Genomic DNA, 24,034 nt, shown 5'->3' with positions numbered 1-24,034 from the left:
AATCCGGCCGAATTCGGGGCTACGAAGCCGAATCCGGCTTCCTGATGCGCTGAGCCGCCGAATTCACGACCGTCAGCTCCCGCCCGCTCACATACTCGCGCTCAGTCCCGTCCACCGGGTCGGTGAACGCGAGCGTGCGTGCCAGCAGGCGCAGCGGGTCGGAGAAGTCGCCGTCCACGAACTCGCGCGGCTCCGGGTACAGCGGGTCCCCGACGATCGGCACGCCCAGGCCCGACATGTGCAGCCGGAGCTGGTGCGTCTTGCCCGTCTCCGGGCGCAGCCGGTACCGCCCGACAGTGCCGCCCCGCCCGTCCCGGACCTCGGCCTCCAGCTCCACGTGCGAGCGCGCGTTCACGGGGCCGTCCACTTCGTAGGCCCGCATGATGCCCGGCGTCTTCTCGATCCGGGACTCCACGACGGTCGGCAGGTCGAGGTCACGCCGGATCGGGGCCAGCGCCGCGTACTCCTTGCGTGCGCCGCCGGTCGCGAAGAGCTGCTGGTAGGGGCCGCGCACCGCGGGATCCCGGGTGAACAACAGCACGCCGGCGGTCAGCCGGTCGAGCCGGTGCGCGGGCGAGAGCAGCGGCTCGTCGAGCTCGCGGCGCAGCCGCACCAGGGCGCTCTGCACGACACGGGCTCCGCGCGGCATGGTGGCCAGGAAGTGCGGCTTGTCCACCACCACGATCCGCTCGTCCTGGTACAGGACCGGCATCGGGAAGGGCACGTCGATCTCGACCGGCAGCTCGCGGTACATCCACACCGCCTGCCGCGCGGCGAGCACCGCCCCGGGCCCGAGCGGCGCGCCGTCGGACCCGAGGACGCACCCGGCCGCGCTCTCGCGCGCGACGTACTCCGCGGTGCCCGGGAAGCGGGCCTCGAGGATCTCGCCGAGCGAGCGCCCGGCCTCCTCCTCGGCGATGACGAGCCGCGTCGGGTCGACGCCGTCCCGCAGGGGCAGCGGCGCCACGGGCGCTCCGCGGTGCCGCCGGGGGCGCCTAGCCGTTGGACTCGACCTGCACCTTGAGGTTGGTGAGCAGCTCGTCGTAGATGCGGCCGAGCCCCTTGGGCGCGAAGGTCTTCTCGAAGAAGCCGCCGATGCCGCCGGCGCCCTGCCACGTGGTGGTGACGGTGGCGGTGGTGGATTCGCCCGCGCTGTCCGCGGCGACGGCGCGGTACGTGGTGACCATCGAGCTGTTCGCGTCGGTCTCGGTCACCGTGGCGCCGTCGACGGTGACGGTGGCGCGCACGTCGCGCGAGCGCTTCTCGGTGGCCTGCAGGATCCACTCGGCGACGGTGCCCGAGCCCTGGCCGCCCTCGACGACGCGGTACTCGCGGTAGTTCGGGGGCAGGATCTCGGCGCGGCGGGTGTAGTCCGCGATGGCCGCCAGGACCTTCTCGGGCGCGGCGGCGATGGTGATGGACTTTGTGGCGGTTACCTGGGCCAACGTACTTCGATCCTCTGAGTATCGGTGCCCCCGACGAGGTCGGAGGCGTGGATGTCGGCACCGCCGACGTGTTCGATGCCAGCCTAACCAATCGGTAACGGCCCGCGCGCGTCGCGCCCGAGGGGTATAGCGTCGATGATCGTGAGTGCTCGCAACGTCCCGCCGGCGCGAACCCCGTCGACGGTCCCGATCGCAGGCGAAGCCGCCTACCAGGAGGGCCTCGCGAGGCTGCGCGACAGCTACCGCGCCATCTCGCCGAGCGCGCGGGTCCGCCTGGCCAAGAAGACCTCCAACCTGTTCCGCGCCCGCGCGGCCACCGGCGCCCCCGGACTCGACGTCTCCGGCCTGGCCGCCGTCATCTCCATCGATCCCGAGGCCCGGACCGCGGACGTGGGCGGCATGTGCACCTACGAGGACCTCGTCGCGGCGACGCTGCCGTTCGGCCTCGCCCCGACGGTGGTGCCGCAGCTCAAGACGATCACCCTCGGCGGCGCCGTGAGCGGCATGGGCATCGAGTCCAGTTCCTTCCGCGCGGGCCTGCCGCACGAGGCCGTGCTGTCGATGGACATCCTCACCGGCGCCGGCGAGGTCGTGACGGCCACGCCCGACGGGCCGGACGCGGAGCTGTTCTTCGGCTTCCCCAACTCGTACGGCACGCTCGGCTACTCGACGCGATTGACGGTCGCCCTGGAGCCCGTCGCGCGCTACGTCGAGCTGCGGCACGTGCGCTTCCACACCCTCGACGACCTGCAGGAGACGATGGCGGACATCGTCGACGCGCGGGAGTACGAGGGCGAGGCCGTCGACTACCTCGACGGGGTGGTCTTCTCCGCCGCGGAGTCCTACCTGGTGCTCGGCCGCAAGACCGACGAGCCCGGCCCGCTCAGCGACTACACGGGCCGCGAGATCTACTACCGGTCGATCCAGCACGACGACGGGATCATCCGCGACCGACTCACCACGCACGACTACCTGTGGCGCTGGGACACCGACTGGTTCTGGTGTTCGCGCGCGTTCGGTGCGCAGAACCCGAAGGTGCGGCGCCTCTGGCCGAAGCACCTGCTGCGCAGCAGCTTCTACTGGAAGCTGGTGGCGCTGGATCGCCGGTGGGACATCGGCGACCGACTCGCCGCGCGCAAGGGCGAGCCGCCCGGCGAACGCGTGGTGCAGGACATCGAGGTGCACATCGACGAGACCGTCGACTTCCTCGAATGGTTCCTCGACGAGATCCCCATCGAGCCGATCTGGCTGTGCCCGTTGCGGTTGCGCGATCCGCTCCCGCCCGGCGCCGATCCGGACCGGCCGTGGCCCCTGTACCCGTTGGAACCCCGCGAGACCTACGTGAACGTCGGTTTCTGGTCCGCGGTCCCGAAGCAACCCGGCCAGATCGAGGGCCGGGCGAACCGCCTCATCGAGGAGAAGGTGTCGGAGCTGGGTGGACACAAGTCCCTGTACTCCGAGGCCTTCTACGAGCGCGCCGAATTCGACGAGCTCTACGGCGGAATCCACTTGGAGAAGTACAAGTCCCGCTACGACCCGGAGGATCGCCTGCTGGGGCTGTACGACAAGACAGTCAGGAGGCAGTGAATTGACGCGATCCACTGAGCATCTCCCCAAGCTCAGCCTCGCCGAGATCATCGAGAAGGTGGCGGGCGGGAAGCTCGCCATCCGGGTGAAGGCCTACGACGGCTCGTCGGCCGGCCCGGACGACGCGCCCTACGGCCTCGACCTGCTCACCCCGCGCGGAACCACGTACCTCGCAACGGCCCCCGGCGACATGGGGCTCGCCCGGGCGTACATCGCCGGCGACCTGGAACTCACCGGCGCACCCCCCGGGGACCCCTACGAGGCGCTGCGCGCCCTGTCGGACGACCTGAAGTTCGCCAAGCCGGGACCGCGACTGATCGCGCAGATCGCGCGCTCGGTGGGCGCCGAGCACATGATCCCGATCGCCCCGCCGCCGCAGGAGGCGATCCCCCGCTGGCGTCGGATCGCGGAGGGCCTGCGGCACAGCAAGACCCGCGACGCCGATGCGATCCACCACCACTACGACGTCTCCAACCGGTTCTACGAACTCGTGCTCGGGCCGTCGATGACCTACACCTGCGCCTGCTACCCGGATTCCGATGCGACGCTGGAGGAGGCGCAGGAGAACAAGTACCGCCTCGTCTTCGAGAAGCTGCGCCTGAAGCCGGGCGACCGACTACTGGACGTCGGCTGCGGCTGGGGCGGCATGGTGCGCTACGCCGCCCGGCGCGGCGTGCACGTCATCGGTGCGACGCTGTCGAAGGAGCAGGCGGAGTGGGCGCAGGCCGCGATCGAGGCGGAGGGCCTGGGCGAGTTCGCCGAAGTGCGCTACAGCGACTACCGCGACGTGCCCGAGGGCGAGTTCGACGCGATCAGCTCGATCGGCCTCACCGAGCACATCGGCGTGCACAACTACCCGTCGTACTTCACCTCGCTGCGCGAGAAGCTGAAGACCGGCGGACTGCTGCTCAATCACACGATCACGCGGCACGACAACAAGCTGTCGGGCAAGGGCGGCCAGTTCATCGACCGCTACGTCTTCCCCGACGGCGAGCTCACCGGGTCCGGCCGCGTGATCGCCGCGATCCAGGACATCGGCGGCATGGAGGTGCGGCACGAGGAGAACCTCCGCGAGCACTACGCCCTCACCCTCGCCGAGTGGTGCAAGAACCTGGTCGAGAACTGGGACGAGGCCGTCGCCGAGGTGGGCCTGGGCACCGCGCGCGTGTGGGGCCTGTACATGGCCGGATCGCGACTGGGCTTCGAGCGCAACGTCGTCCAGCTGCACCAGGTGCTGGCGGTGAAGCTGGACGCCAAGGGCGGCGCGGGCGACCTGCCGCTGCGCCCCTGGTGGGACGCGTAGTCCGACACCGGAACCCGGCGCTCGTCCCGCTCAGATGGGGCGGGCGCCGAGTTCGTTCTTGAGCAGTTCCAGCGCGATCTCGTCGGGATCGCGACGCGGCGCGCTGGTGCCGCCGGAGACGGCGTCCTCGCGGTGCGCCGCGTCGATCATCTCCTCCTCGGAGACCTCCTCGACCGGCGCCGGCTCGGGGTCCGGCTCGGGCGGGAGCGGGATGTCGTCGTGGTGCGACGGCGCGCGGTTCTCCCGGCCCGCCGGCCGCGGGTCGGGTCGCTGATCGCCTGCGCGGCTGCGACGCTCGAAGGTGGGCGGCGCCTTCCGCTGCTCGGCGGCCGGGCGCTGCTGCTGCGCCGGGGCGGCGGGCGCGCCCTGCGCGCGGGCGCCGCTGCCGTCGCCGACCTCGACGTTCCACTGCGTGCCGAAGACCTCGCGGACGGCGTCGCGCAGGTTGCCCACGTGCTGCTGATCGCTGAACCGGCTCAGCAGCGCGGGGATCGGCAGCGCGAGATGCAGGACGTCGCCGGCGAGGCCGAGCACCTGCACGTTCGGCATCAGCGCGAAGGTCACCGTGCTGCGGTCCTTGACGGCGCGGAGCACCTTGGGCCACGCCGTGCGGACCTCCTCCACGGAGGGGCCCGACGGTGCCTGCGCCGCCGGTGCGGATGCGGGTTCCGGCTCCGGGACGCGCTCGGGCTCCGGCGCGGGAGGCACGGGCTCCGGCTCCGCTGCGCGCGGCGGAGCGACGGGTTCGGCGGGGCGCGACGGTGCGACGGGTTCAGCGGGGCGCGACGGTGCGACGGGTTCCGGGTCCGGCTCGGGCCGGTGCAGCACGGGCTCGGATTCGACGGCCCGTGCGGGCTCGGCCGCGGTCGGCTCGGCCGGTGCGGACTCCGCCGCCGGAGCGGACTCGACCGCTCGCGCAGGCTCGACTGCCGGAGCCGGCTCCGCCGGCGGTGTCGGCGGTGAAGGCGGTGCCTGCTGGACGGGCGGAGTGACCGCCGCAGGGGTCGCGGGTGCCGAGGCGGCCGGCTGCGGCGACGGCTCGGGCGGCGCCACCGGCGCGGATGCGGGGGCAGCGGCCGCAGCCGGCGCGGCCGCGGGCTCCGCCTGCTTCTGGCTCGGCCGGACGAAACGGGACGGCGGACCGTCGGACGACGGGGCGGCACCGGCGGCGGGACCCGCCCCGCCCGGAGCGGCGACGGACGCCGGGGTGGCGGGCGCGGCGCCGTCGACGACGGTGCCGGCCGGGCGGCGCTCGAGCGCCTCGATGCGCTGGAGCAGCGCGGCCTGCGAGTCCTCGGCGGCCGGGAGCAGCATGCGGGCGCACATGACCTCGAGGAGCAGGCGCGGCGAGGTGGCGCCGCGCATCTCGGCGAGGGAGGCGTGCGTGACCTCGGCGCACCGGGTGAGCGTCGCGAGGCCGAGCTTCGCGGCCTCCCCGCGCATCGTCTCGAGCACGTCCTGCGGCACGTCGATGAGCCCGCGATCGGCGGCGTCGGGGACGGTGTGCAGGAGGATGAGGTCGCGGAGGCGTTCGAGCAGGTCGGTGGCGAAGCGGCGGGGGTCGTGTCCGGCCTCCATCACCCGCTCGACCGCGCCGAACAGGGCCGCGCCGTCGGCGGTGGCCAGCGCATCGACCGCGGCGTCGATGAGCGCGGTGTCGGTGACGCCGAGCAGGCCGAGAGCCCGCTGGTAGGTGACGCCCTCCGGCCCCGCACCGGCGAGCAGCTGATCCATGATCGACAGGGAGTCACGCGGGGACCCGCCGCCCGCGCGGATGACCAGCGGGTACACCTGGGGCTCCACCGCGACGTGCTCGGCACCCGTGATCTTCTCCAGCAGCGGCCGCATGACGTTGGGCGCGAGCAGCCGGAACGGATAGTGGTGCGTGCGGGAGCGGATGGTGGTGAGCACCTTCTCCGGCTCCGTGGTGGCGAAGATGAAGATGAGGTGCTCCGGCGGCTCCTCGACGATCTTCAGCAGGGCGTTGAAGCCCTGCGGGGTGACCATGTGCGCCTCGTCCACGATGAAGACGCGGTAGCGCGACTCGGCGGGGGCGTAGAAGGCGCGGTCGCGGAGCTCGCGCGCGTCGTCCACGCCGCCGTGGCTGGCGGCGTCCATCTCGGTGACGTCGAGGTTGCCGGGGCCGCCGGGCGCGAGCGCCACGCACGAGTTGCAGACGCCGCAGGGCGTGCTCGTGGGGCCCTGCTCGCAGTTGAGCGAGCGGGCCAGGATGCGCGCCGACGACGTCTTGCCGCAGCCGCGGGGGCCCGAGAACAGGTACGCGTGGTTCACCCGTCCGGAATCGAGCGCCGTGCTCAGCGGCTCGGTGACGTGCTCCTGCCCCACGACCTCGGCGAACGTCGCTGGACGGTACTTGCGGTAGAGAGCCACGGTGCCAGGCTACCGGGAGGGTCCGACAGCGGCGCAGCTCGCTCCGGCACCGTCCGCACGTCCGGCGGACGGCCTCGTCACGGCCGCTCGTCCTCCTGCCGCGGGTTCGCGGGGAAACGGCCCGACGGGTGCGGCGGATCGACGGGGAACTGCCCGCTCGGGTGCGGCGGGATCGCTGGGAACTGCCCCGTCGGGTACGGCGGCGGGGGCGCGAAACCGCCCGGCCCCGGCATCGGAGGTCCCGCCGGGCGGGCGCCGCCGAGGCGGGCGGCGAAGGACAGCGCGAGCAGCATGCACAGCGCGACGAAGAGCACGAGGACGTAGGCCGGGTGCACCTGCACCGCGGCGAGCCCCAGCAGCAGCATCACGCCCCAGATGCAGCAGCTCGCGACGCGGGCGGGCAGTGAGCCGCGCGCGACGAACACGGCGAGGCCGATGAGCGGGACGAACAGCAGCACCACCTGGACCAGCGTGGGCGCCAGCAGAACGAAGAACATCCCGCCGAGGTCGCTGTCGTAGTCGTAGTCGTCCGTCGTCGACGAGTACGACGCCATCCACCAGATCACCAGGCCCACCAGGGTGAGCGCGGCGATCACCGCCTGGATCAGCGCGAGCGCGCGATAGATGCGTGGCACCGGCACTGCGTTCGGATACATGTGGGCCCTCCCCCTCGACGTTTGCGTCCGCACCCACGGTAGCGGGCGGACCGTCGGCGGAGAAGGGTGAGAACGCGGGCGGCGGCCCGGAACGGATCCGGGCCGCCNCACGATCGGAGGTGCTACTACTTGTCGCGATCCAGGCCCAGGACGTCGTGATGATCGAACGGCCCCACCTGCTTACTTCTTGTCGCGATCCAGGCCGAGGACGTCGTGATGATCGAACGGCCCCACCTGCTTACTTCTTGTCGCGGTCCAGGCCGAGGACGTCCGTGATGTAGAAGAACGGATCGGTCTGGTCCGTCAGCCCCACGACGTTGGCGGCGCCGGGGCCGTACGCGGCGATGCGCACCTGGCCGCCGGTGTGCTGCTCCTCGCCCGGGTCGAGCGACGTGCCGTAGTTGACGGTGAGCACGCCGCCGTCCTTGGTGTTGAGCGTGCGCGTGAGACCGGGCGTGACGGTGCCGGACTCGATGATCTGGCTGGTGTGCGCGTGATCGCCGGTGACGATGACCAGGGTGTCCTTGTCCTGCTTGGCGAACTCGAGTGCCGCGGTGACGGCCTCGGACAACTGCACCGTCTCGCCGATCTGGCCGCAGGGATCGGCGTCGTGGTTGGCCTTGTCGACGGAGCCGGACTCGACCTGCAGGAAGAAGCCCTTGTCGCCCTTGAGGAGGTCGATGGCCTTCTTCGTCATCGAGGCGAGCTTCGGCGTGGCGCCGAACGCGGGGTTGGGCGCGCAGGTGACCGCCGGCTCCTTACCGCCCTCCTTGGTGGCGGTCGCCTTGTCCCACAGGCGCGGCAGGTTGCCGTCGGCGAAGACGCCGAGCACCGGCTTGTCCTGGCCGGCGGAGGAGATCGCATCGAGCTCGGACCCCGACCGCACGATCTGGTAGCCGCGCTCCTTGGCCTGCGCCTCGAGGGTCTTGTCGCGGTACTCGCCCGCGGTGGCGGTCTCCTGGAAGGTCTTCCAGCCGCCGCCGAGGGTGACATCGGCGCGGGCGGCGATCAGCTGCTCGGTGATCGACCCGAGGCCGCCGTTCTCCAGCGCGTCCGAGCTGCACTTCTCCTTGGTGGCGACGGGGCCGTAGCACTTGCGCTGGGCCACGTGCGCCACCTGGACGGCCGGGGTGGCGTCCTGCAGCTCGGTGGTGGTGACGTTGCCGGTCTTGCGGCCGTTGGCCTTGGCGATCTCGAGGATCGAGCGCTGCGGCTTGCCGTTCACGTCGACGCCGACGGCGCCGTTGTAGGTCTTGGTGCCGGTGGACCACGCGGTGCCGGAGGCGGCGGAGTCGGTGGTGTAGTCGGGCTTCTTGGTGTTCTTGTCCAGCGCGTAGGTGGTGTAGTCGCCCGAGAGGGGGAGCTCGTCGATGCCGGGGATCTTCCCGCCCGCGCCCCACTCGTAGTTCCGGGCCAGCGTGAGCTCCTGGTTGGCCGTGCCATCGCCGATCACGAGGATCACGTTCTTGGCATTGGCGCGCTGGATCGATTCGGCGATCGCCTGCGTCTGGTCGCCGGCGAGGCGCTTGGCGCCGCCGTGCGCGGTGACGTCGCCGGCCGCCTGGCGGTTGATCTCCACCTTCGCGGCGGTGTCGCCGGACGTGCCCGGGCCACCGTCGTTGCTGCCGCACGCACCGACCATGCCGAGCACCGCCACCGCGCTGACGGCCAGCGCCGTCCGAGTCTTAGCCCTACCGAGATTCGTCATTGCTGCAGCGAAACATGCGCATGTGAACATATCTCGATGGCCGGGTGAACTTCTCGTGATCGTGACTAACGAGTCCGTTCCGCCCGCGCGATTACCGCCTGCGCGACCGCCGAACCGAACAGCAGGCCCAGCGCGAGCGCGCAGATCACGGCGGCCACGTCCACGACGGTGCGCGCGCCCTGCTCGGGATCGATCCCCACCGACGTGACCGACAGCAGCCCGAGGCTGCCCGGCACGAGCACCCAGAACGCCGGGAGGAAAACGACGAGGCGCGGCAGTTGCGGCCGCAGGTAGGCCACCAGCGAGGCGCCCAGGCTGCCGGCGATCGCGCCGAGGAAGCCGCCGAGCACCGCCCCGGAGACGTGCTGCCCCGCGATCTGGGCGCCGAAGGCGGCGGCCACGACCAGCCCGATGGCCGGCAGCAGCCGCATCGAGGCCCCCTCGTTGAGGCACACTCCCACGCAGATCAGCGCCAGGCCCACGGGCGGGCCCCACCAGCCCAGCTGGTTCACGCGCTCGTTGACCAGCAGCTCCGGCCCCACGCCCAGCGCGGTCGTCGCGGCGAGGATGCCGAGCGAGAACATCAGCAGCTGCACCGTGCCGAAGGTGAGCCGGGCGCTGCCCGCGACCATCGCGCCCGCCGCCAGCTCCGACATCCCGGTCACCATCAGCGCGCCCGGGAGGAGCACCGCGAGCGGCGCGAGGAGGGTGCGCAGCGGACCGTCGAGCCACCCGGCCTGCGCGGCGGCGAACACCCCCGCCCCCACCGTGAAGGCCGCGATCGTGGGCAGCAGCGTCGCCGCGAGCCGCACCCGCCCCGCGAGCTTGACCAGCAGCATCACGATCACTCCGCCGATCGCCGCGGCGGCGACGTTCGGCCATCCGGGCTGCAGCAGCATCGCGATGCCGATGGCGATCACCGGCCACGAGACGTCCTGCACCCACTGCGGGTAATGGTGCGGCAGCGAGCGCAGGGTGCCGAGCCGGGCGAAGGCCTCGTCGACCGAGAGCGTCCGAGCGACGAGGCCCCGTCGGACGTCCGCGACGACGGCCGACTGGTCGAGCCGCAGGGGCCCGTCCACGGACTCGAAGGTGGCGGCGGCGCCGGGCTCGAGCCCCAGGGTGAGCCCCGTGGGCGTGGCCCCGATCTGCGCGAGCGGGTGCCCCATCGCGGTGGCGACGCTCTTGAGCTCGTCCTCCACCTCGTGCACGGGCTGGCCGCCCGCGATCATCGCGGCGCCGAGATAGGCGAGGAGGCGGCGGTCGTCGTCGACCCGGTCAGGCTGCACGGGCGGCCGGCTCCGCGCTCGCCGGCACGGACCCGTCCGTGCTCCGCAGGTACCAGGCCGACCCGACGAGCGTGGCCACGAAGATCCACACGTAGACGCCGCCCGCCAGCGCCTTGAGCACGGGATTGTCCATCGGCCGCAGGAAGATCCCGATCGCGTAGGTGTCGTGGACGTCCTCGACGCCGGTCGGCTGCAGGGTCGGGAAGTACGTGACCCAGATGAAGGTGGCCGCGACCAGCGCGGCCGCCGCGACCAGCGCCAGCACCCGGCGCCGCGGGTCGGCGGTCAGCAGCGCGCGCCCGATCAGGAGGACGAGCAGCGGCACGATCCACACCCAGTGGTGTCCCCACGAGAAGGGCGAGACCGCGCAGGCCGTGAGGCCCACGACGGTGACCGCGAGCAGGACCTCGGCGCGGCGGTAGGCCCACGCCGCGATAGCGAGGCCCGCGAGCGCGGCCGGGACGGCGACCGCCAGCCAGACGACCGTCGACGGCTTCTCCGCGTCCGTCAGGAAGGCGATGAGCCCGTTGATGGACTGGTTGCCCACCTGGTTGGGTTCGCCGACGCGGTTCGCGTCGAGGAAGGTGCCCGACCAGTACTGCCAGGACTCCTGCGGGATCACCAGGAATCCGATCACGACGGTGCCCGCCAACGTCACCAGGGCGGTGCGGGCCTCCCGCCACTGCCGGGTGACCACGAGGTACGCGAGGAAGAACAGCGGGGTCAGCTTGATGCCCGCGGCGATGCCGATGCTGAAGCCCTTGAACCGCGCGCCCGCGGGCCGGCCGAGGTCCCACAGCAGGAGCAGCATGAGGAAGACGTTGATCTGGCCGAACCAGATGGTCGTGCGCACGGGCTCGAGGACAGTGGCGACCAGCGTCAGGCAGATCGCCGCGAACCACACGCGGCCGTCGCGGACGAAGCCGACGAGCCGGAACGCGATGAGGATGCAGGCGAGCAGCGCCAGCAGCACCGCGATGGACCACACCCACCGCAGCACGTCGGTCGACATCCAGCTCAGCGGCACGAAGAGCACCCCGGCGAAGGGCGTGTAGGTGAAGGGCAGGATGCCGTTGAGCAGCGGACCGTCGTACAGCCCGTCGCCCCCGTGCGCGACGATCTCGCCGCCCTTGCGGTAGACCTCGGCGTCGATCTGGTTGTGGAAGAGCCCGTACATCGGCGTGGAGAACGGGATCCGGACGAACTGCTGCCAGACCGCCAGCCCCGCGGACACCGCGAAAAGGGCCAGCACCCACCACTGCCGGGGGAACCGCCGGCTGTTCTCGTCCGCCACCGGCGCGATCCTCCTGCTCAGGCGCGCCCTACTCGGGCTGCGACATCAGCTTTTCAGCAGAAGCCAAGAGTACACAGGTCGCCACGCCGTCCATTGCGGTCTCAAGCTCCGCGATGGACGGGAAGGTCGGCGCGAGCCGGATGTTCCGGTCGTGCGGGTCCTCGCCGTGCGGGAAGGTGGCGCCGGCGGCGGTCAGGGCGATGCCGGCCTCCTTCGCCAGGGCGACGGTCCGCCCGGCCGTGCCGTCGAGCACGTCGAGGCTGATGAAGTAGCCGCCCGTGGGCTCGCTCCAGGACGCGACCTTCGCCGCGCCGAGCCGGTCCTCGAGGATCTCCAGGACGCGTGCGAACTTGGGCGCGATGAGGTCGCGGTGCTTGCGCATGTGCGACCGCACGCCCTCGGCGTCGCCGAAGAACCGGGCGTGCCGCAGCTGGTTGACCTTGTCGGGGCCGATCGAGGTCAGGCCCGTGTACTTGCCGTACCAGGCCAGGTTCTCGGCGGACGCGCCGAAGAAGCTGACGCCGGCGCCCGCGAAGGTGATCTTCGAGGTGCTCGCCAGCACGTAGGGCCGGTTCGGGTGGCCGGCCTCGGCGGCCAGGCCCAGGATGTCGGGGTCCGACGGTGCGTCGCCCACCAGCGGGTGCACGGCGTAGGCGTTGTCCCAGAAGATCCGGAAGTCGGGCGCGGCGGTGGGCATCGACGCCAGCTCGCGGGTGATCTCCTCGGAGTACACCGAGCCGGTGGGGTTGGCGAACTTCGGGACCGTCCAGATGCCCTTGATCGAGGGATCGTTCGCCACGAGCTCCTTGACCACGGCCATGTCGGGGCCGTCGGGGTTCAGCGGCACCACGATCATCTCGATGCCGAACTCTTGCGTGATCGCGAAGTGCCGGTCGTAGCCCGGGGCGGGGCAGAGGAACGTGACCTTCTCCTCGGCGCCCCACGGACGCTCGCCGTCGACGGTGCCGTGGATCCACGCAAGCGTGATCAGGCGGTGCATGATCTCGAGGCTGGAGTTGTTCTGCGCGTACAGGTTCGCGACGGGGATGCCCAGCAGCTCGCCGAAGATCGCGCGCAGCTCGGGAAGACCGGCGAGGCCGCCGTAGTTGCGGGTGTCGGTGCCGTCCGCGGCGCGGTAGTCGTCCTCCCCCGGCAACGCGAGGAGCCCGTTCGACAGGTCGAGCTGGTCGGGGGCGGGCTTGCCGCGGGTGAGGTCCAGCTTCAGCCCCTGCGCCTTCAGCGTCTCGAACAGCCCCGTCAGCTTCGCGTGGACGTCGGCGAGTTCGGACTGACTCAGGGACACGTACGTGGACATCGGGTGCGCCTCCGGCGGATTCTCGGGCCCGGACATAAAGGGGACTCCGCGCACCCGCCAGAGCCCGTTGACCCTTGCTGCGTTCCCGCCCTGGGGGAGTTCACAGGATGGACGCCGCGCGGAGTCCGTGGACCACTATACGGGTCCGGGCTGGTTTGGGTCGACGGGGGCCTTCGTCTACAGTGGTCCACGGAGGATTCGCCTAGTGGCCTATGGCGCTCGCCTGGAACGCGGGTTGGGTTAATAGCCCTCAGGGGTTCAAATCCCCTATCCTCCGCCATGGGAAAGCCCCGTGACCTGCACGAACGCAGGCACGAGGCTTTTCTCGTCAACGATCGGGTCAACACGACTAAAGTCGGTTCACATGGCATCCATCCGTAGACGTGTCCGCTCAGACGGCCGCGAGTACTTCGCAGTGCTCCATCGGATCGACGGAACGCAGACCTCCGACAGCTTCGGCACCCCCGAGCGCGCCGAGGGGTTCAAGCGCCTCGTCGAGCTCTACGGGGGCGACGTGGCCCGCCGCATCGACCGCGCCGACGACGGCACGCAGACCCTCGTCGAGTACCTCCGCGGCTATGTCACCGGCCTGACGGGCATTGAGAAGGCGGCGCGCGACCGCTACACCCGGTTCATCGACCGCGACATCGTCGGCCGGCCGATCGCCGAGCTGCCGCTCACAGCGGTGGATGAGACCGCGGTGGGCGCGTGGGTCAACACCCTCGCGAGCACCGAGTATCGGGGCAAGCTCCCCGCGGCCAAGACCATCGCGAACAAGCACGGGTTCCTCGCGGGCGCCACCAAGGCGGCGCATCGCCGCGGGCTCATCAAGACGGATCCGTGCGCGTCCACGCGACTCCCCGAGGGGCAGCGGGCCGACATGGTGTTCCTGACCGCGCCCGAGTTCTGGACGATCCACGGCGAGCTCGCGGCGCGCTGGCGTCCGCTTGCGGTGTGGCTGGTCTCGACCGGCATGCGCTTCTCGGAGGCGACCGCGCTCACCGTCGGCGACGTCGACGCAGCTACGAAGTCCGTGCGGATTACGAAGGCGTGGAAGTATGCGAGCTCCACCAAGGCGCAGACGATCGGCACTACGAAGACCCGCAAGGGTGTGCGGACGATCAGCGTCCCCGAGTCCGCCCTCGCAGTGCTGGACCTCGACCGACCGGCGAGCTCGCTCCTGTTCGTGAACGCGAGCGGCGAGCGGGTCAAGCAGAAGATGTTCTACGAGCCGTGGGAGCGGGCGCGGGCCGCCGCCTTCGAGGCCACGCAGAAGAAGCCTCGTGTGCACGACCTGCGGCACACCTGCGCCTCCTGGATGATCCAGGCCGGCACTCCCCTCCCCGTCGTGCAGGAGCACTTGGGGCACGAGAGCATCCAGACCACGGTGGGCGTGTACGGCCACCTCGACCGGGCTGCGATGAACCGGGCCGCCGTGGCGATCGACGCGGCAATCGGCAAGCCGCCGCCGACGAAGGTCTAGCGCGGGCGAACGCCGTTCGCGGCCTGAGTGGCGGCGAGCACGCAGGCCTGCACCGCCTCACCGTAGGCGTCGCCGGCCGAGACCGCGCCCGTCATCGTGCGGTCGGCGCCGCCACCGATCCGACGGCCGTCCGCGAGGCCGGAGTACTTCCGTGCGTCGGTCGTCAGGGCGTAGGTGACGTCGGAGCGGACCAGCCATACGTCCGACGAAGAGACGCGCTCGGCGCCGCGCATGATGTGCCCGGCGACGTAGCGGTCGCCATTGGGCGCCGTCACCTGCTGCGGCATCGCGAGCGACAGCCCCTCGTTCCCCAACACGGCGCCAAGGAACCCCAGCGTGCCGCTCGGCACCTCCTCGCAGCGCGCCGCGACGCGGGGCGTCGTCGGCACCCCCGATGCGACCGCCTTGTCGGACGTCGGGGCGGCCCCGAACGTGGCGACAGTGCTCTCCACCTTCACCTTCGAGTCCGAGACCATCGAACCGAGCCCGACGCACGCCCCGAGCAGGAGCGCGAGCACCAAGACGATCAGGCCGATCCACACCCACGGGCTCGTCGCCTTCTTCGGCGGCTGCGGCGGCGGGTAGCCGGAGGGGTACTGCGGAGGCTGCGGATTCATCGCGCGATCCTTCGAGTCGTGCGCCCCAATCTGGACGCTTTCGGACCATCTAACCTCACGCCTGCCACCACGCGCCCTCTAACGCCTCCTCCAGCTCGGCGACCTCCCCCGGGTCGAGCGTGTCCAAACGCACCTGCAACGTGCGCTGGTCCACCCACAGATGCTTTGCAAGGTCGACCGACTCCAGGGACCACATGAAGCCGGAGATGAGCTCCGGTAGCGGGATGAGCTGACGAGCCGCGAGCTCATCGCAGATCCGCTCCTCGGCAGCGTCGGCCGGCAGGATCCCGCGTCGGATGTGCCAAAGCTCGTGAGTGAGCGCGCAGCGGCGACGCACCTGTGAGAGGCCGTGTCGGAGCCAAATGTTCGAGTGGCCGTCGGTGAGCCCGTCGATACCCGTAGGCAGGCTGCTGCTCCACCAGAGCGTGACGCCGTCGAACTCCTCGCGCAGAGCCCGCCATGGGTGCCAGCGTCGCGTATCCCCCGTTGTTGTCATGCCGCATGTTCTAGCGGCGCCGACTGACAAAAACGCGCTGACCAGGAACTACACGGGTGTCATTCCTCGCCGTCGTCGAGCCCTTGAAGGTCGGCATCTGGCGCGTCAGGGTGGTGCAACGCGGCGAGGTCATGCTCGTGCTGCCACTGATCCTCAGGGCGCAGGGCACGAACCTTGCCGAGCTCGCCCGCAGGCCTGGTGGCCTGCGGGCGCCGCTGAGCGTTTGCGAGCTCGTGAATTATAGAAAGGACTGCGGTGCGCTGCCGCTTGTTGAGCAAATGGGCCTCCGCTGGCAACTCAAACGGGCCGAGCTCCCGAGGTACCCCATCGCGCACCTCGCGCAGCTCCGCCACGGTCACCTTCAGCGCCCGAGCGATCGCCTGGTAGGTCGCCGGCTTCGCGTTGCGACGGCCAGCCAGAAAGTCCGTGAGGGTCGAGGTCGACACCCCTGTTGCGCGCTGGAGCTCAATCTGAGTGTGGATCTCCACCCCGTTCGCCTCTGCCAACGCGAGGTACTTCGGGGGCAGGTCCTTCGGTGGTGCTGCCATGCGATGACCTTCCGATGCGCGAAGCCGTCGTCGCAACCTATCAACTTTCCAAGATGGGTAGGAATCTCCAGCGTGTAATTACTGGTCACGCAGGTTGGACCCCACGTATTAGGCCGCACGGCTTTACAAGACGGGAAAGCTCCGATACTCTGGTCGCAGGTTCGAGTATGAAAGGCAGGAGCCAAGTTGAACCCCCAGGAATACGCAGAGCTCACCGTCCCGGCGGCCAGTTTCAAGAGGCTGGTTCAGCGCGACCACACGTACCGCACCTTCGCGAGCGATGTTGAGCACACGCTCCGACGGCAGCGCCGCGGCCGAGCGAGCGACCCCTCGCGCCCTCAGACCTGTTCGCACGCGCTCATCTCCCAGCTGGCGAACGGGCTCACAAAGAACACCCACCCGGATCGCGCCGACGCGATCGAGCGAGTTCTCGGCCGCGAGCGGGAGATCTTCGCGCTTCGTTTCTCCAACCCGCGACCCGAGTAACGGATTCAAAAAAGGGCCGCCCCGCTGCAACGGGACGGCCATCGCACCAAGACCGGAACCAGAAGGAAGGAACAACCTCGATGCACACACAGAATACCGCACAGCCCGCGACGGGCCAGGTCATCGAGCTGCCGTCGACCACGTCTCGAATGATCGCCGCGCAGGACCGCGAGGCCCGACTCACGCGCGCCGCGAACGACGCTGAGGCCGACATGCGCGCCGCGGCCCGCCGCCTGCGCACCCTGTCGTGGGCGCACGACGCAATCGACGCCGAGCACATCGCCGAGTTCGAGGACATCGTCGCGCTCATCTCGGCCCGCGCCGACCTCGTTGCGCGAGCGGTGGCCGCGGAGGCCCCGGCCCGCCCGCCGCGCTGCGGCTGCGCACCGCATTGCGATCAGGACGTGGCGAACGGCTACGCCGAGCCTTGGGGCGAACAGTGAGCGCCGACGACGCGGGCCTCGCGCTCGCCTGGGTTGTCCTCGGGGTCGCCGCGCTGTACGTCGGCGGCCAGCTCGTCCGCTCCGAGCCCGAGGTGTTCGGCCCCATCGCGCTCGCGCTCCTCGGCCTGTGGCTGCTCGCCGCGCTCATCCGCTGGCACCAGCGGGCCATGCGCCGGGTGCGCGACCTGTCCGAGGCCTCGCTCGACGAGGCCGCCCGCCTGTTCCCCGGTGCCGAGGGCATCGTCCGCGAGCGACACGAGGTGAAGCGATGAGCGCCACCGTCGAATCCGTCCGCGTGTGGGGCGATGGCTTCCCGCGCCCCGACGACGACCTCGTCATCGCCTGCACGGCGTGCTGGCCGCACAGCGACGGACTGGAGCCGACGTTCCTCCGCCCGACGTGGAAGGCGACGGAGCGCGCCGACGCCGAGGCCGCCGCCGCCCAGCACAACGCCGAGCGGCACCCGCAGGTTGCGGAGGCCGCAGCGTGAGCCGCCAGCAGCAAGACGAGGCACGCGCGCGCCGCATGGTCACCGCACTCGACCGCCGCGACCCCGCCACCGTCACGTGGATGGCGCAGGGGATCGCGCGGCTCACCGCCCTCGCCAACCATCCAGCGGGCCGCGCACTCGCCGACAGCGGGCCGCGCGAGCCCGCCGCCTGGACGCCCACGCCCGATCCGGCGCATACCGCGCCACCCAACCGATCCATCCTCCGCGACCTCGTGGTCGCCCTCGTCCGAAAGGTGATCCGGTGACCGCCACCCTCCTCCCCGAGCCTCTCGAGCCCGGCTCGTCCGAGTGGCTCCAGACGATCAGCGCGAGCAAGGTTGCCGCGATCCTCGGTCTCTCGCCGTGGGCCACCGCCTACAGCCTGTGGCACGACATGGCCGGCACCACGCCGCGCGAGAAGGAAACGCAGGTCCAGAACGACGGCACGTTTTGGGAGCCAGAGATTCGCGAGTGGTTCGCCGACGCGCATCCCGAGTGGTTCGTCGGTGAGACGACGACTTGGCGCAACGACGCGCGGCCGTGGCAGACCGCCGACCCCGACGGGCTCCTGTACGCCGGAGACGCCGCGCTCGCGCACGACGACCATGCACCCGCGTTCGCCGGGCTGGAAGTGAAGTGCGTGCACGACTACCTCGGCTCGGCCGGGTGGGGCAAGCCCGGCACCGACGAGGTGCCCGACTACTACCGGGTGCAGGCCGTCTGGCAGATGGACACCCTCGGCCTCGACCGCGTCATCTTCGCCGTTTGCGGCTTCCGCGAGCTCATGGAACGCAAGCCCGCCGAGTATGTGATCGAGTACGACGCCGCCGAGGCGGCCCGCCTGCGCTCGAAGATGAACGCCTTCCGTATGAGCGTCGCCATGGGCGTCGAGCCGGATCCCGACTTCTACCGCGACGAGGACTACCGCGCGCTCAAGTTCAAGAACCGCGAGGTCTCCGCCGCGGGCGTCGACATCCCCGACGAGCTCGCGATCCCCTGGCTCGAAGCACTCGCAGCCGCCGACGAGGCGGCCAAGACGGAGGCCCGCACCCGCGGTGCTCTCGTCGAGTTCCTCGGCACCGGCAAGACCGCTGAGTGGCGCGGCGCCAAGCTCGGCTCCCGCCGCCGCACCACCCCGCCGAGCTTCTCCAAGGCCACCGGGCTCGACCCCGTGGCCCTCCTCAACCCCACGCCCCTCAAGGAGGCCTCCTGATGTCCATCGACCTTGCGACCATCGACACCCCCGACGCTCGCGCACTCGCCGTTAACGCCGAGCGCGCCCGCATGATGCAGCTTGCCGACCAGGCACTCCCGCGCCAGTACCGCGGCAACCCCGCCGCACTGCTCGTCGCGTTCGAATACGCCGACAGCCTTGGTATCCCGCGGATCGCCGCGCTCACCGGGGTGCACATCGTCGACGGCAAGCCGACCGCGAGCGCCGACCTCATCGGCGCGCTGGTCCGCAAGGCGGGTCACACCCTGCGCGTCCAGGGCGACGAGACCTACGCGACCGCGCTCATCATCCGCGCAGACGACCCCGAGTTCATCCCCGAGCCGATCCGCTGGGACATGGCACGCGCCCGCAACGCCGGGCTGACGGGGAAGGACGTATGGCGGAAGTACCCCGGCGCGATGCTCCGGTCCCGTGCGATCACCGAGGCTGCGCGCATGTGGGCCTCGGAGGCCCTGTTCGGCGTCGTGTACACGCCGGAAGAGCTCGGCGCACCGGTCGACGACAGCGGATCGCCGATCATCGACGGCGAGGTCGTGCCTCCCACGCAGCGCCCGGCCGAGCGACCCGCGAGCGAGTCGACCGCGCCGACCGACGAGCACAACGAGGCGCCCGCGAGCTCGCGCGCCAAGCCCCTCGTCACCCAGGAGCAGCTCGACACGACCCTGCGCCTCATCGCCGAGGCGCAGACTCAAGACGACCTCGACGCGGTTCTCAAGACCGCGGCCGGCCTCGACTTCGCCGAGCATGCCGCCGACCTCCGGGCCATCTGGAACGCGCGGGCTGAGGAGCTCGCCAAGCCGCAGGACAACGAGGGCGTCGTCGACGTCGAGACCGTCGAGCCGGAACAGGCCACCATCGACGCCGAGACCGAGGCGGCCCCGGCATGACCGGCTCGCACCACGGGGGCAAGAAGTGGTTCACCTGCCGCTCGTGCGACAAGCACGCCTACCCGAGCAAGAAGGACGCCAAGACCGCACTGCGAAACAACCCCTTCAAGGCGGGTATGCGCGTCTACAAGTGCCCCGTCGACGGCACCTACTGGCACCAGGGACACCCGCACGGCTACAGCCGCGAGCAGCACCGCGAGTGGCACGAGGGGAGGGCGTCGTGATCGCCGAGCACGCCCACCCCGCCATCGTCGCCGACCGCATCGACCGCCTTGCCGCCGCCGGGCGCAGCTTCACCGCCGACGACGTGCGGCGCGAGCTCCCTACCGAAACCATCGCGTGGCTCGGCGAGAACGGCAGTCGTCTCGGCAACTGCTTCAAGTCCGCCAAGGCTCGCGGGAGCATCCGCAAAGCGGGATGGCGCAACAGCTCTCGCATCATCCGCCACGGCAACGTCAACACCATTTGGGAAGGAGCCCGCCCATGAATCGCCACACCGCCGACGCCGTCGCCGACGACCTCGGTATCCACGTCGACACGCTCCGCCACCGATGCGCGGCAGGTGTCTACCAGCACCACCGCAGCGGCCGCGTGTACTACTTCACCGACGACGACCTCGCGGCGATCGAGGAGGCCGAGAAGGTCCCCGCGACCGCGGGCGGAGCGCCGGCCGGGCGCACGGCGAAGTCGGCGGAGTACCACTCGACCGGCCGCAAGAGCCGGATCCGATGAACCCCGGAGCGAGCGCCCGGCTCATCCGGCTACTTCACCTCGCGCAGGACGAGGCGGCGCGGGTCTGGCGCGAGTACTGCGGCGCCGCGCAGCGCGGGGCCATCGCACGGTGCACCGAGCTCGACCGCGAGCTCGCCGCGATCAACCTTCACGTCCACGTCCTCGAATCCTCAATCCCACACTAGGAGAACTGATATGGCGAACGAGACCACCCTGACCGTCATCGGCAACCTGACTGCCGACCCCGAGCTCCGGTTCACGCCGTCGGGCGCCGCGGTCGCGAACTTCACCATCGCCTCAACGCCGCGAACGTTCGACCGGAACACGAACGAGTGGAAGGACGGCGACGCGCTGTTCCTGCGCTGCAACCTGTGGCGCGAGGCGGCCGAAAACGTCGCCGACTCGCTCACCAAGGGCACGCGCGTCATCGCCTCGGGCCGCCTCAAGCAGCGCTCCTACGACGACCGCGACGGCCAGCGCCGCACCGTCGTCGAGCTGGAGGTCGAAGAGATCGGCCCGTCGCTCCGGTATGCGACCGCTAAGCCGCAGCGCACCCAGCGGCAGGGCAGCAACGGCGGGGGTGGCGGACAGGGCTACCAGGGCGGCGGGAACAGCAGCGGGTACCAGCGGCGCACCCAGGCGCCCGCCGACGACCCGTGGGGCAGCGCGCCGAGCAACGACGAGCCGCCGTTCTGACCGGAGGCCGGGCGGCGCGCCCGTTCGTCCTCACCGACGACGAGCGCGCCGTCATCGAGGCCGTGGGCTACCACTGGAGGTTGCGCCGCGTCGTCGCAAACCCTGCGGCCGGTATCGAGGACATACGGACCAGCCACGAGCGCAGCGGCGATGCGTTCGGCACCACGCACTGGGTCGAGGGCTCGGCCATCGTCTGTCGGTGGTACAACCCCGTGCCCGTCGAACTCGGCGAGTGCCCGGCCACCTGCGGCCAGCCCGGCTACTTCACACCCGCGGAGGCGTGGCACCGCGACGGTGCGCACGTGAAGCGCTGGAGCCGCGACGACGGGCCGGTCCGCACTGCGAAGCTCACACACCGTCGCCTCGCGGCATGGGCCGAGCAGCTCCCCGACGTGATCCGCAACCGTGCTCGCGTCCTCGACACCGACTACCAGGCCCTCGTGCGCGACGCGCTCGCAGGCGAGGTTCACTACGCCGGCCAACCGGCCGGGCAGGAGGCCCTTTTCTGATGGATTGGTTCGCGGTTTCTGCGAAGTTCTACATGGACCTCGACGACAAGGGCGTCAGCGAGCAGGCGCAGACGTTCCTGGTGCGCGCGTGCGCGTACATGGCGCTCAACGAGACGGGCGGGTTCCTGCCCTTCTCGGCCGTCTCGAAGCTCGGACTACGGGCCGCCAAGCGTCGGATCGACGAGCTTGAACAAGCCGGAATCATGGTCCGAAGTACGCACGAAGTGGTGCACGAACTGAGCCCGAAGTACGACACCATTCGTGAACGAAGTGAGACACCAACCGGGTACGTATTTCCGGCATGGGAGCGGTGGAACGCTCCGCTAGAAGCGCAGGTCAAGAAGAAGAAAGCCGATCGCGAGCGGGTCGCCGAGAAGCGAAATGTCGCGCGACAGTCGCGCTCTACGCGCGCGGGAACACAGAACAGTAACAGTACAGAAGCTACTTACGTAGCTTCTGCTGCTCACGTTCCGGAACGCGCGAGCGGGCCGCCGCAGGAGGCCTCGACGCACTTCGCCGATGGCACGCCCATCCCGGGCGAATCCGCCGCCGTGGTCCCGCTCCGTCGCGATCGCGGCCCCGCGCCGTCGTCGACCGCGAACGCCCTCGCGGCGATGCACTGCCCACCGGGCACCCCCGGCATGCAGATCCGCGCCCTCGCCGCCGTCGTGCAAGAGCTCATCGACGACGACGCTGTCGAGCGGGTCGACCTCGAAGCCGCGTTGACCGTCTGGCGCGGACGCTCGGACGCCGGCCCGCGGCTCCTACCGAGCCTGGTGACCGACGCCGCCAAGGCGCGAGCCGGAGGCAAGCCGGGAGCGGCCAGCGCTCGCCCTGAGGCCAAGCAGCGCACGTACGCCAACCTCGTCCAGAAGCTCGAAACCCAAGCAGCACAACAGAAGGAGATCGAAGCATGACCGTCACCCCCGCCGACGCAGCCCGCGTCCAAATGGCGATCACGGTGTGGCACACCAGAACCGCACTCCGAGCCGACGATGAGGAAGCCGCGATGTTCGTTGCCGAAGGCTGGGCGCGCGCAATGACCGCGCACGGCGTGACCTTGGCCGACGCACTGGCCGGCGTCGAGTCCCGCGCCATGGCAAACCCGGCCCTGCACGCCCCCGAGCTCGCCGAAGTCATCACGGCCGCACTGGCGGTCAGATCGAAGCGCACCAACGCGGACCTCGACGCGCGGTCGATCGCCTCCACTGCAGCCGAGCCCGACCCGTTCACGCCCGAGGTGCTCGCGGTCGACTGCCCGGAATGCCTGGTCGTCCGGGGTGACCGGTGCGTGATCGACAGCCCGACCGGCCAGGTTCGCCCGGCTCGCCGCCCGTGCAAGGACCGCGTCTGGGGCGCCAAGCGCGCCGCAACGAGGGCGGGAAACCCCCTCTGACCTGGCTTATTGCGCGCACGCATATCGCGGAATCCATTACTCCAACCTGCGACCCTAGAATGCGCTAGACTCGCCTCAACGCCCGCTGCAACGGGCACAGAAGAACCGGAAGGAATCCCCCATGACCAGCAAGAACACCCCCAGTGCGCAGGTTCGCACCATCGAGTCGTTCGAGGCCGAGTGCGAGGCCTGCGACTGGCACAGCGCCACCGTCGAGGACGACCTCGCCGCCCAGGCCGCCGCCGACAAGCACAACCGCGAGGTGCACGCCTGATGCCCACCGTGACCATCGAGCTCCCCGTCGACCCCAAGGACGGCGGCCTCCCCATCCTCTCCCCCAACGAACGCCACCACCCGCGCGCCTACGCCGCCAAGGTCGCCCGCATCCGTCAGGCCGTCGCCTGGCGGGCGCGCGGCGCCGGCATCCCCGCCGGGCTCGACCACATCACCGTCGAAGCGCACTTCCAGCCCGCCCGCCCCTGGGACGACGACAACGTCCGCGGCGCCGGCATCTGGAAGGCCGCCTACGACGCGCTCCACGGCCGCGGGCGCGGCTGGAAGCACCCCGTCGTCGCCGACGACACCCCGCAGTACATGGGCAAGCCCGACCCCGTGCAGCACAAGCCCGCCAAGGGCGGCACCCGCCGCGCGTGGCTCGTCGTCTCGTGGGCCGACGCCGACGTCGAGGAGGTGGTGCCGGTATGACCGAGGCCTACACGCACCCCATGAAGCTCGGACAACTCGAACGATCGCTCTCCAAGCAGTTCCAGCGCACGCCCTACCAGGCCACCAAGACGTGGCGGCCCAAGTACGCCAACAGCAAGCAGGCCACCACGTGCGACGAGTGCTTCGCCTCGCAGCACGAGAGCCGCGGCGAGTTCGGCCCGCGTCGCCGGGTCGTCGCCACCCGCACGATGCCCGACAAGACCCGGCTGTACCTGTGCCGCGAGCACACGGATCTATGGAAGGCGTTGGACGCCAAGACGGATCCGAAGAAGCTCGCGGCCAAGACGAACCGGAGGCGCTGAC

Annotated in this window: 31 protein-coding genes, 1 tRNA gene and 1 other RNA gene; 20 read left to right on the top strand and 13 right to left on the bottom strand. The window is 70.7% G+C overall.

Annotation, left to right across the window (positions count from 1 at the left end):
* Nucleotides 1-19 precede the first annotated feature (19 nt).
* Nucleotides 20-967 carry a pseudouridine synthase gene (locus ACNAYW_RS01665; RefSeq protein ID WP_415848018.1) on the bottom strand — a complete coding sequence of 316 codons (948 nt, stop codon included), beginning with the start codon at nt 965-967 and terminating at the stop codon, nt 20-22.
* A gap of 28 nt (nt 968-995) precedes the next feature.
* Nucleotides 996-1,445, bottom strand: coding sequence for an SRPBCC family protein (locus ACNAYW_RS01660; RefSeq protein ID WP_415848017.1), 450 nt, complete (start codon nt 1,443-1,445; stop codon nt 996-998).
* Between the two features lie 135 nt (nt 1,446-1,580).
* Between ACNAYW_RS01660 and ACNAYW_RS01655 the strand changes: the two genes are divergently transcribed.
* Nucleotides 1,581-3,032, top strand: coding sequence for an FAD-binding oxidoreductase (locus ACNAYW_RS01655; RefSeq protein WP_415848016.1), 1,452 nt, complete (start codon nt 1,581-1,583; stop codon nt 3,030-3,032).
* Nucleotide 3,033: 1 nt separating this feature from the next.
* Entirely contained in the window at nt 3,034-4,335 is a 1,302-nt protein-coding gene (locus ACNAYW_RS01650; protein WP_415848015.1) for a class I SAM-dependent methyltransferase, read from the top strand.
* 30 nt (nt 4,336-4,365) lie between these two features.
* On the opposite strand, the gene ACNAYW_RS01645 is transcribed toward ACNAYW_RS01650, so the two are convergent.
* The 7 genes from ACNAYW_RS01645 to ffs all read right to left on the bottom strand — a co-directional run bounded on the left by ACNAYW_RS01645 (nt 4,366) and on the right by ffs (nt 13,118).
* The gene (locus ACNAYW_RS01645; RefSeq protein WP_415848014.1) at nt 4,366-6,726 is read right to left on the bottom strand and encodes a DNA polymerase III subunit gamma and tau; all 2,361 of its coding nucleotides are present in this window, start codon (nt 6,724-6,726) and stop codon (nt 4,366-4,368) included.
* A 77-nt stretch (nt 6,727-6,803) separates the two neighbouring features.
* Nucleotides 6,804-7,382 carry a hypothetical protein gene (locus tag ACNAYW_RS01640; RefSeq protein WP_415848013.1) on the bottom strand — a complete coding sequence of 193 codons (579 nt, stop codon included), beginning with the start codon at nt 7,380-7,382 and terminating at the stop codon, nt 6,804-6,806.
* Between the two features lie 238 nt (nt 7,383-7,620).
* Nucleotides 7,621-9,090 carry an alkaline phosphatase gene (gene phoA, locus ACNAYW_RS01635; protein ID WP_415848012.1) on the bottom strand — a complete coding sequence of 490 codons (1,470 nt, stop codon included), beginning with the start codon at nt 9,088-9,090 and terminating at the stop codon, nt 7,621-7,623.
* Between the two features lie 65 nt (nt 9,091-9,155).
* Entirely contained in the window at nt 9,156-10,379 is a 1,224-nt protein-coding gene (locus ACNAYW_RS01630; RefSeq protein ID WP_415848011.1) for a threonine/serine exporter family protein, read from the bottom strand.
* Nucleotides 10,369-11,673 carry a glycosyltransferase 87 family protein gene (locus ACNAYW_RS01625; RefSeq protein WP_415848010.1) on the bottom strand — a complete coding sequence of 435 codons (1,305 nt, stop codon included), beginning with the start codon at nt 11,671-11,673 and terminating at the stop codon, nt 10,369-10,371. The genes ACNAYW_RS01630 and ACNAYW_RS01625 overlap by 11 nt, the downstream gene beginning before the upstream one ends.
* Nucleotides 11,674-11,701: 28 nt before the next feature.
* Nucleotides 11,702-12,988 (bottom strand): aminotransferase class I/II-fold pyridoxal phosphate-dependent enzyme, encoded by a 1,287-nt coding sequence (locus tag ACNAYW_RS01620; protein WP_415848009.1) that lies wholly within the window; start codon nt 12,986-12,988, stop codon nt 11,702-11,704.
* A 35-nt stretch (nt 12,989-13,023) separates the two neighbouring features.
* An RNA gene (gene ffs / locus ACNAYW_RS01615) (signal recognition particle sRNA small type) lies at nt 13,024-13,118 on the bottom strand.
* A gap of 61 nt (nt 13,119-13,179) precedes the next feature.
* On the opposite strand from ffs, the gene ACNAYW_RS01610 reads away from it, so the two are divergent.
* Both ACNAYW_RS01610 and ACNAYW_RS01605 read left to right on the top strand, forming a co-directional pair.
* Nucleotides 13,180-13,268: transfer RNA gene (locus ACNAYW_RS01610), tRNA-Ser, on the top strand.
* 84 nt (nt 13,269-13,352) lie between these two features.
* Nucleotides 13,353-14,471, top strand: a complete 1,119-nt coding sequence (locus tag ACNAYW_RS01605) for a tyrosine-type recombinase/integrase (RefSeq protein ID WP_415848008.1) — start codon at nt 13,353-13,355, stop codon at nt 14,469-14,471.
* Here ACNAYW_RS01605 and ACNAYW_RS01600 read toward each other — a convergent pair.
* From ACNAYW_RS01600 to ACNAYW_RS01590, 3 genes are read right to left on the bottom strand one after another with little or no spacing between them, the layout of a single operon-like run.
* Complete coding sequence (locus tag ACNAYW_RS01600) at nt 14,468-15,088, bottom strand: hypothetical protein (RefSeq protein ID WP_415848007.1); 621 nt, start codon at nt 15,086-15,088, stop codon at nt 14,468-14,470. The two genes, ACNAYW_RS01605 and ACNAYW_RS01600, sit on opposite strands and share 4 nt — an antisense overlap.
* A gap of 55 nt (nt 15,089-15,143) precedes the next feature.
* Nucleotides 15,144-15,584 carry an ImmA/IrrE family metallo-endopeptidase gene (locus ACNAYW_RS01595; RefSeq protein WP_415848006.1) on the bottom strand — a complete coding sequence of 147 codons (441 nt, stop codon included), beginning with the start codon at nt 15,582-15,584 and terminating at the stop codon, nt 15,144-15,146.
* A 59-nt stretch (nt 15,585-15,643) separates the two neighbouring features.
* Entirely contained in the window at nt 15,644-16,132 is a 489-nt protein-coding gene (locus tag ACNAYW_RS01590; RefSeq protein WP_415848005.1) for a helix-turn-helix domain-containing protein, read from the bottom strand.
* 566 nt (nt 16,133-16,698) lie between these two features.
* Between ACNAYW_RS01590 and ACNAYW_RS01585 the strand changes: the two genes are divergently transcribed.
* Genes ACNAYW_RS01585 through ACNAYW_RS01545 form a run of 9 tightly spaced genes read left to right on the top strand, consistent with a single transcriptional unit; the run spans nt 16,699 to nt 20,404 of the window.
* Entirely contained in the window at nt 16,699-17,061 is a 363-nt protein-coding gene (locus ACNAYW_RS01585) for a hypothetical protein (RefSeq protein WP_415848004.1), read from the top strand.
* Nucleotides 17,058-17,333 carry a hypothetical protein gene (locus ACNAYW_RS01580; RefSeq protein WP_415848003.1) on the top strand — a complete coding sequence of 92 codons (276 nt, stop codon included), beginning with the start codon at nt 17,058-17,060 and terminating at the stop codon, nt 17,331-17,333. The genes ACNAYW_RS01585 and ACNAYW_RS01580 overlap by 4 nt, the downstream gene beginning before the upstream one ends.
* A complete protein-coding gene (locus ACNAYW_RS01575; protein ID WP_415848002.1) occupies nt 17,330-17,551 on the top strand; it encodes a hypothetical protein in 222 nt (73 codons plus the stop codon). Before ACNAYW_RS01580 ends, ACNAYW_RS01575 begins: the two co-directional genes overlap by 4 nt.
* Nucleotides 17,548-17,817: a hypothetical protein gene (locus tag ACNAYW_RS01570; protein ID WP_415848001.1), complete on the top strand. Its 270-nt coding sequence runs from the start codon at nt 17,548-17,550 to the stop codon at nt 17,815-17,817. The genes ACNAYW_RS01575 and ACNAYW_RS01570 overlap by 4 nt, the downstream gene beginning before the upstream one ends.
* A complete protein-coding gene (locus ACNAYW_RS01565; RefSeq protein ID WP_415848000.1) occupies nt 17,814-18,764 on the top strand; it encodes a lambda-exonuclease family protein in 951 nt (316 codons plus the stop codon). The genes ACNAYW_RS01570 and ACNAYW_RS01565 overlap by 4 nt, the downstream gene beginning before the upstream one ends.
* Nucleotides 18,764-19,672 carry a hypothetical protein gene (locus ACNAYW_RS01560; protein WP_415847999.1) on the top strand — a complete coding sequence of 303 codons (909 nt, stop codon included), beginning with the start codon at nt 18,764-18,766 and terminating at the stop codon, nt 19,670-19,672. The genes ACNAYW_RS01565 and ACNAYW_RS01560 overlap by 1 nt, the downstream gene beginning before the upstream one ends.
* Nucleotides 19,669-19,896 carry a hypothetical protein gene (locus ACNAYW_RS01555; RefSeq protein ID WP_415847998.1) on the top strand — a complete coding sequence of 76 codons (228 nt, stop codon included), beginning with the start codon at nt 19,669-19,671 and terminating at the stop codon, nt 19,894-19,896. The genes ACNAYW_RS01560 and ACNAYW_RS01555 overlap by 4 nt, the downstream gene beginning before the upstream one ends.
* Nucleotides 19,893-20,159, top strand: coding sequence for a hypothetical protein (locus ACNAYW_RS01550; protein WP_415847997.1), 267 nt, complete (start codon nt 19,893-19,895; stop codon nt 20,157-20,159). Before ACNAYW_RS01555 ends, ACNAYW_RS01550 begins: the two co-directional genes overlap by 4 nt.
* Entirely contained in the window at nt 20,156-20,404 is a 249-nt protein-coding gene (locus tag ACNAYW_RS01545) for a hypothetical protein (protein WP_415847996.1), read from the top strand. Before ACNAYW_RS01550 ends, ACNAYW_RS01545 begins: the two co-directional genes overlap by 4 nt.
* A 29-nt stretch (nt 20,405-20,433) precedes the next feature.
* On the opposite strand, the gene ACNAYW_RS01540 is transcribed toward ACNAYW_RS01545, so the two are convergent.
* Nucleotides 20,434-20,562, bottom strand: coding sequence for a hypothetical protein (locus ACNAYW_RS01540; protein ID WP_415847995.1), 129 nt, complete (start codon nt 20,560-20,562; stop codon nt 20,434-20,436).
* A gap of 37 nt (nt 20,563-20,599) precedes the next feature.
* Here ACNAYW_RS01540 and ACNAYW_RS01535 point away from each other — a divergent pair, with 37 nt between their 5' ends.
* From ACNAYW_RS01535 to ACNAYW_RS01505, 7 genes are all read left to right on the top strand, one after another.
* Complete coding sequence (locus ACNAYW_RS01535) at nt 20,600-21,100, top strand: single-stranded DNA-binding protein (protein WP_415847994.1); 501 nt, start codon at nt 20,600-20,602, stop codon at nt 21,098-21,100.
* Entirely contained in the window at nt 21,061-21,609 is a 549-nt protein-coding gene (locus tag ACNAYW_RS01530; RefSeq protein WP_415847993.1) for a hypothetical protein, read from the top strand. Before ACNAYW_RS01535 ends, ACNAYW_RS01530 begins: the two co-directional genes overlap by 40 nt.
* On the top strand, nt 21,609-22,526 hold the full coding sequence (locus ACNAYW_RS01525; RefSeq protein WP_415847992.1) for a hypothetical protein: 918 nt from the start codon (nt 21,609-21,611) through the stop codon (nt 22,524-22,526). The genes ACNAYW_RS01530 and ACNAYW_RS01525 overlap by 1 nt, the downstream gene beginning before the upstream one ends.
* Nucleotides 22,523-23,005 (top strand): hypothetical protein, encoded by a 483-nt coding sequence (locus tag ACNAYW_RS01520; protein ID WP_415847991.1) that lies wholly within the window; start codon nt 22,523-22,525, stop codon nt 23,003-23,005. Before ACNAYW_RS01525 ends, ACNAYW_RS01520 begins: the two co-directional genes overlap by 4 nt.
* 121 nt (nt 23,006-23,126) lie before the next feature.
* Entirely contained in the window at nt 23,127-23,279 is a 153-nt protein-coding gene (locus ACNAYW_RS01515) for a hypothetical protein (protein ID WP_415847990.1), read from the top strand.
* Nucleotides 23,279-23,710, top strand: a complete 432-nt coding sequence (locus tag ACNAYW_RS01510) for a hypothetical protein (protein WP_415847989.1) — start codon at nt 23,279-23,281, stop codon at nt 23,708-23,710. Before ACNAYW_RS01515 ends, ACNAYW_RS01510 begins: the two co-directional genes overlap by 1 nt.
* The gene (locus tag ACNAYW_RS01505; RefSeq protein WP_415847988.1) at nt 23,707-24,033 is read left to right on the top strand and encodes a hypothetical protein; all 327 of its coding nucleotides are present in this window, start codon (nt 23,707-23,709) and stop codon (nt 24,031-24,033) included. Before ACNAYW_RS01510 ends, ACNAYW_RS01505 begins: the two co-directional genes overlap by 4 nt.
* Nucleotide 24,034 lies beyond the last annotated feature (1 nt).

The sequence above is a fragment of the Tsukamurella ocularis genome (assembly GCF_965138335.1).
Lineage (GTDB): Bacteria > Actinomycetota > Actinomycetes > Mycobacteriales > Mycobacteriaceae > Tsukamurella > Tsukamurella ocularis_A.
Note: the sequence above shows the minus strand (reverse complement) of the source record. Positions and strands in the feature narration are given on the sequence as shown.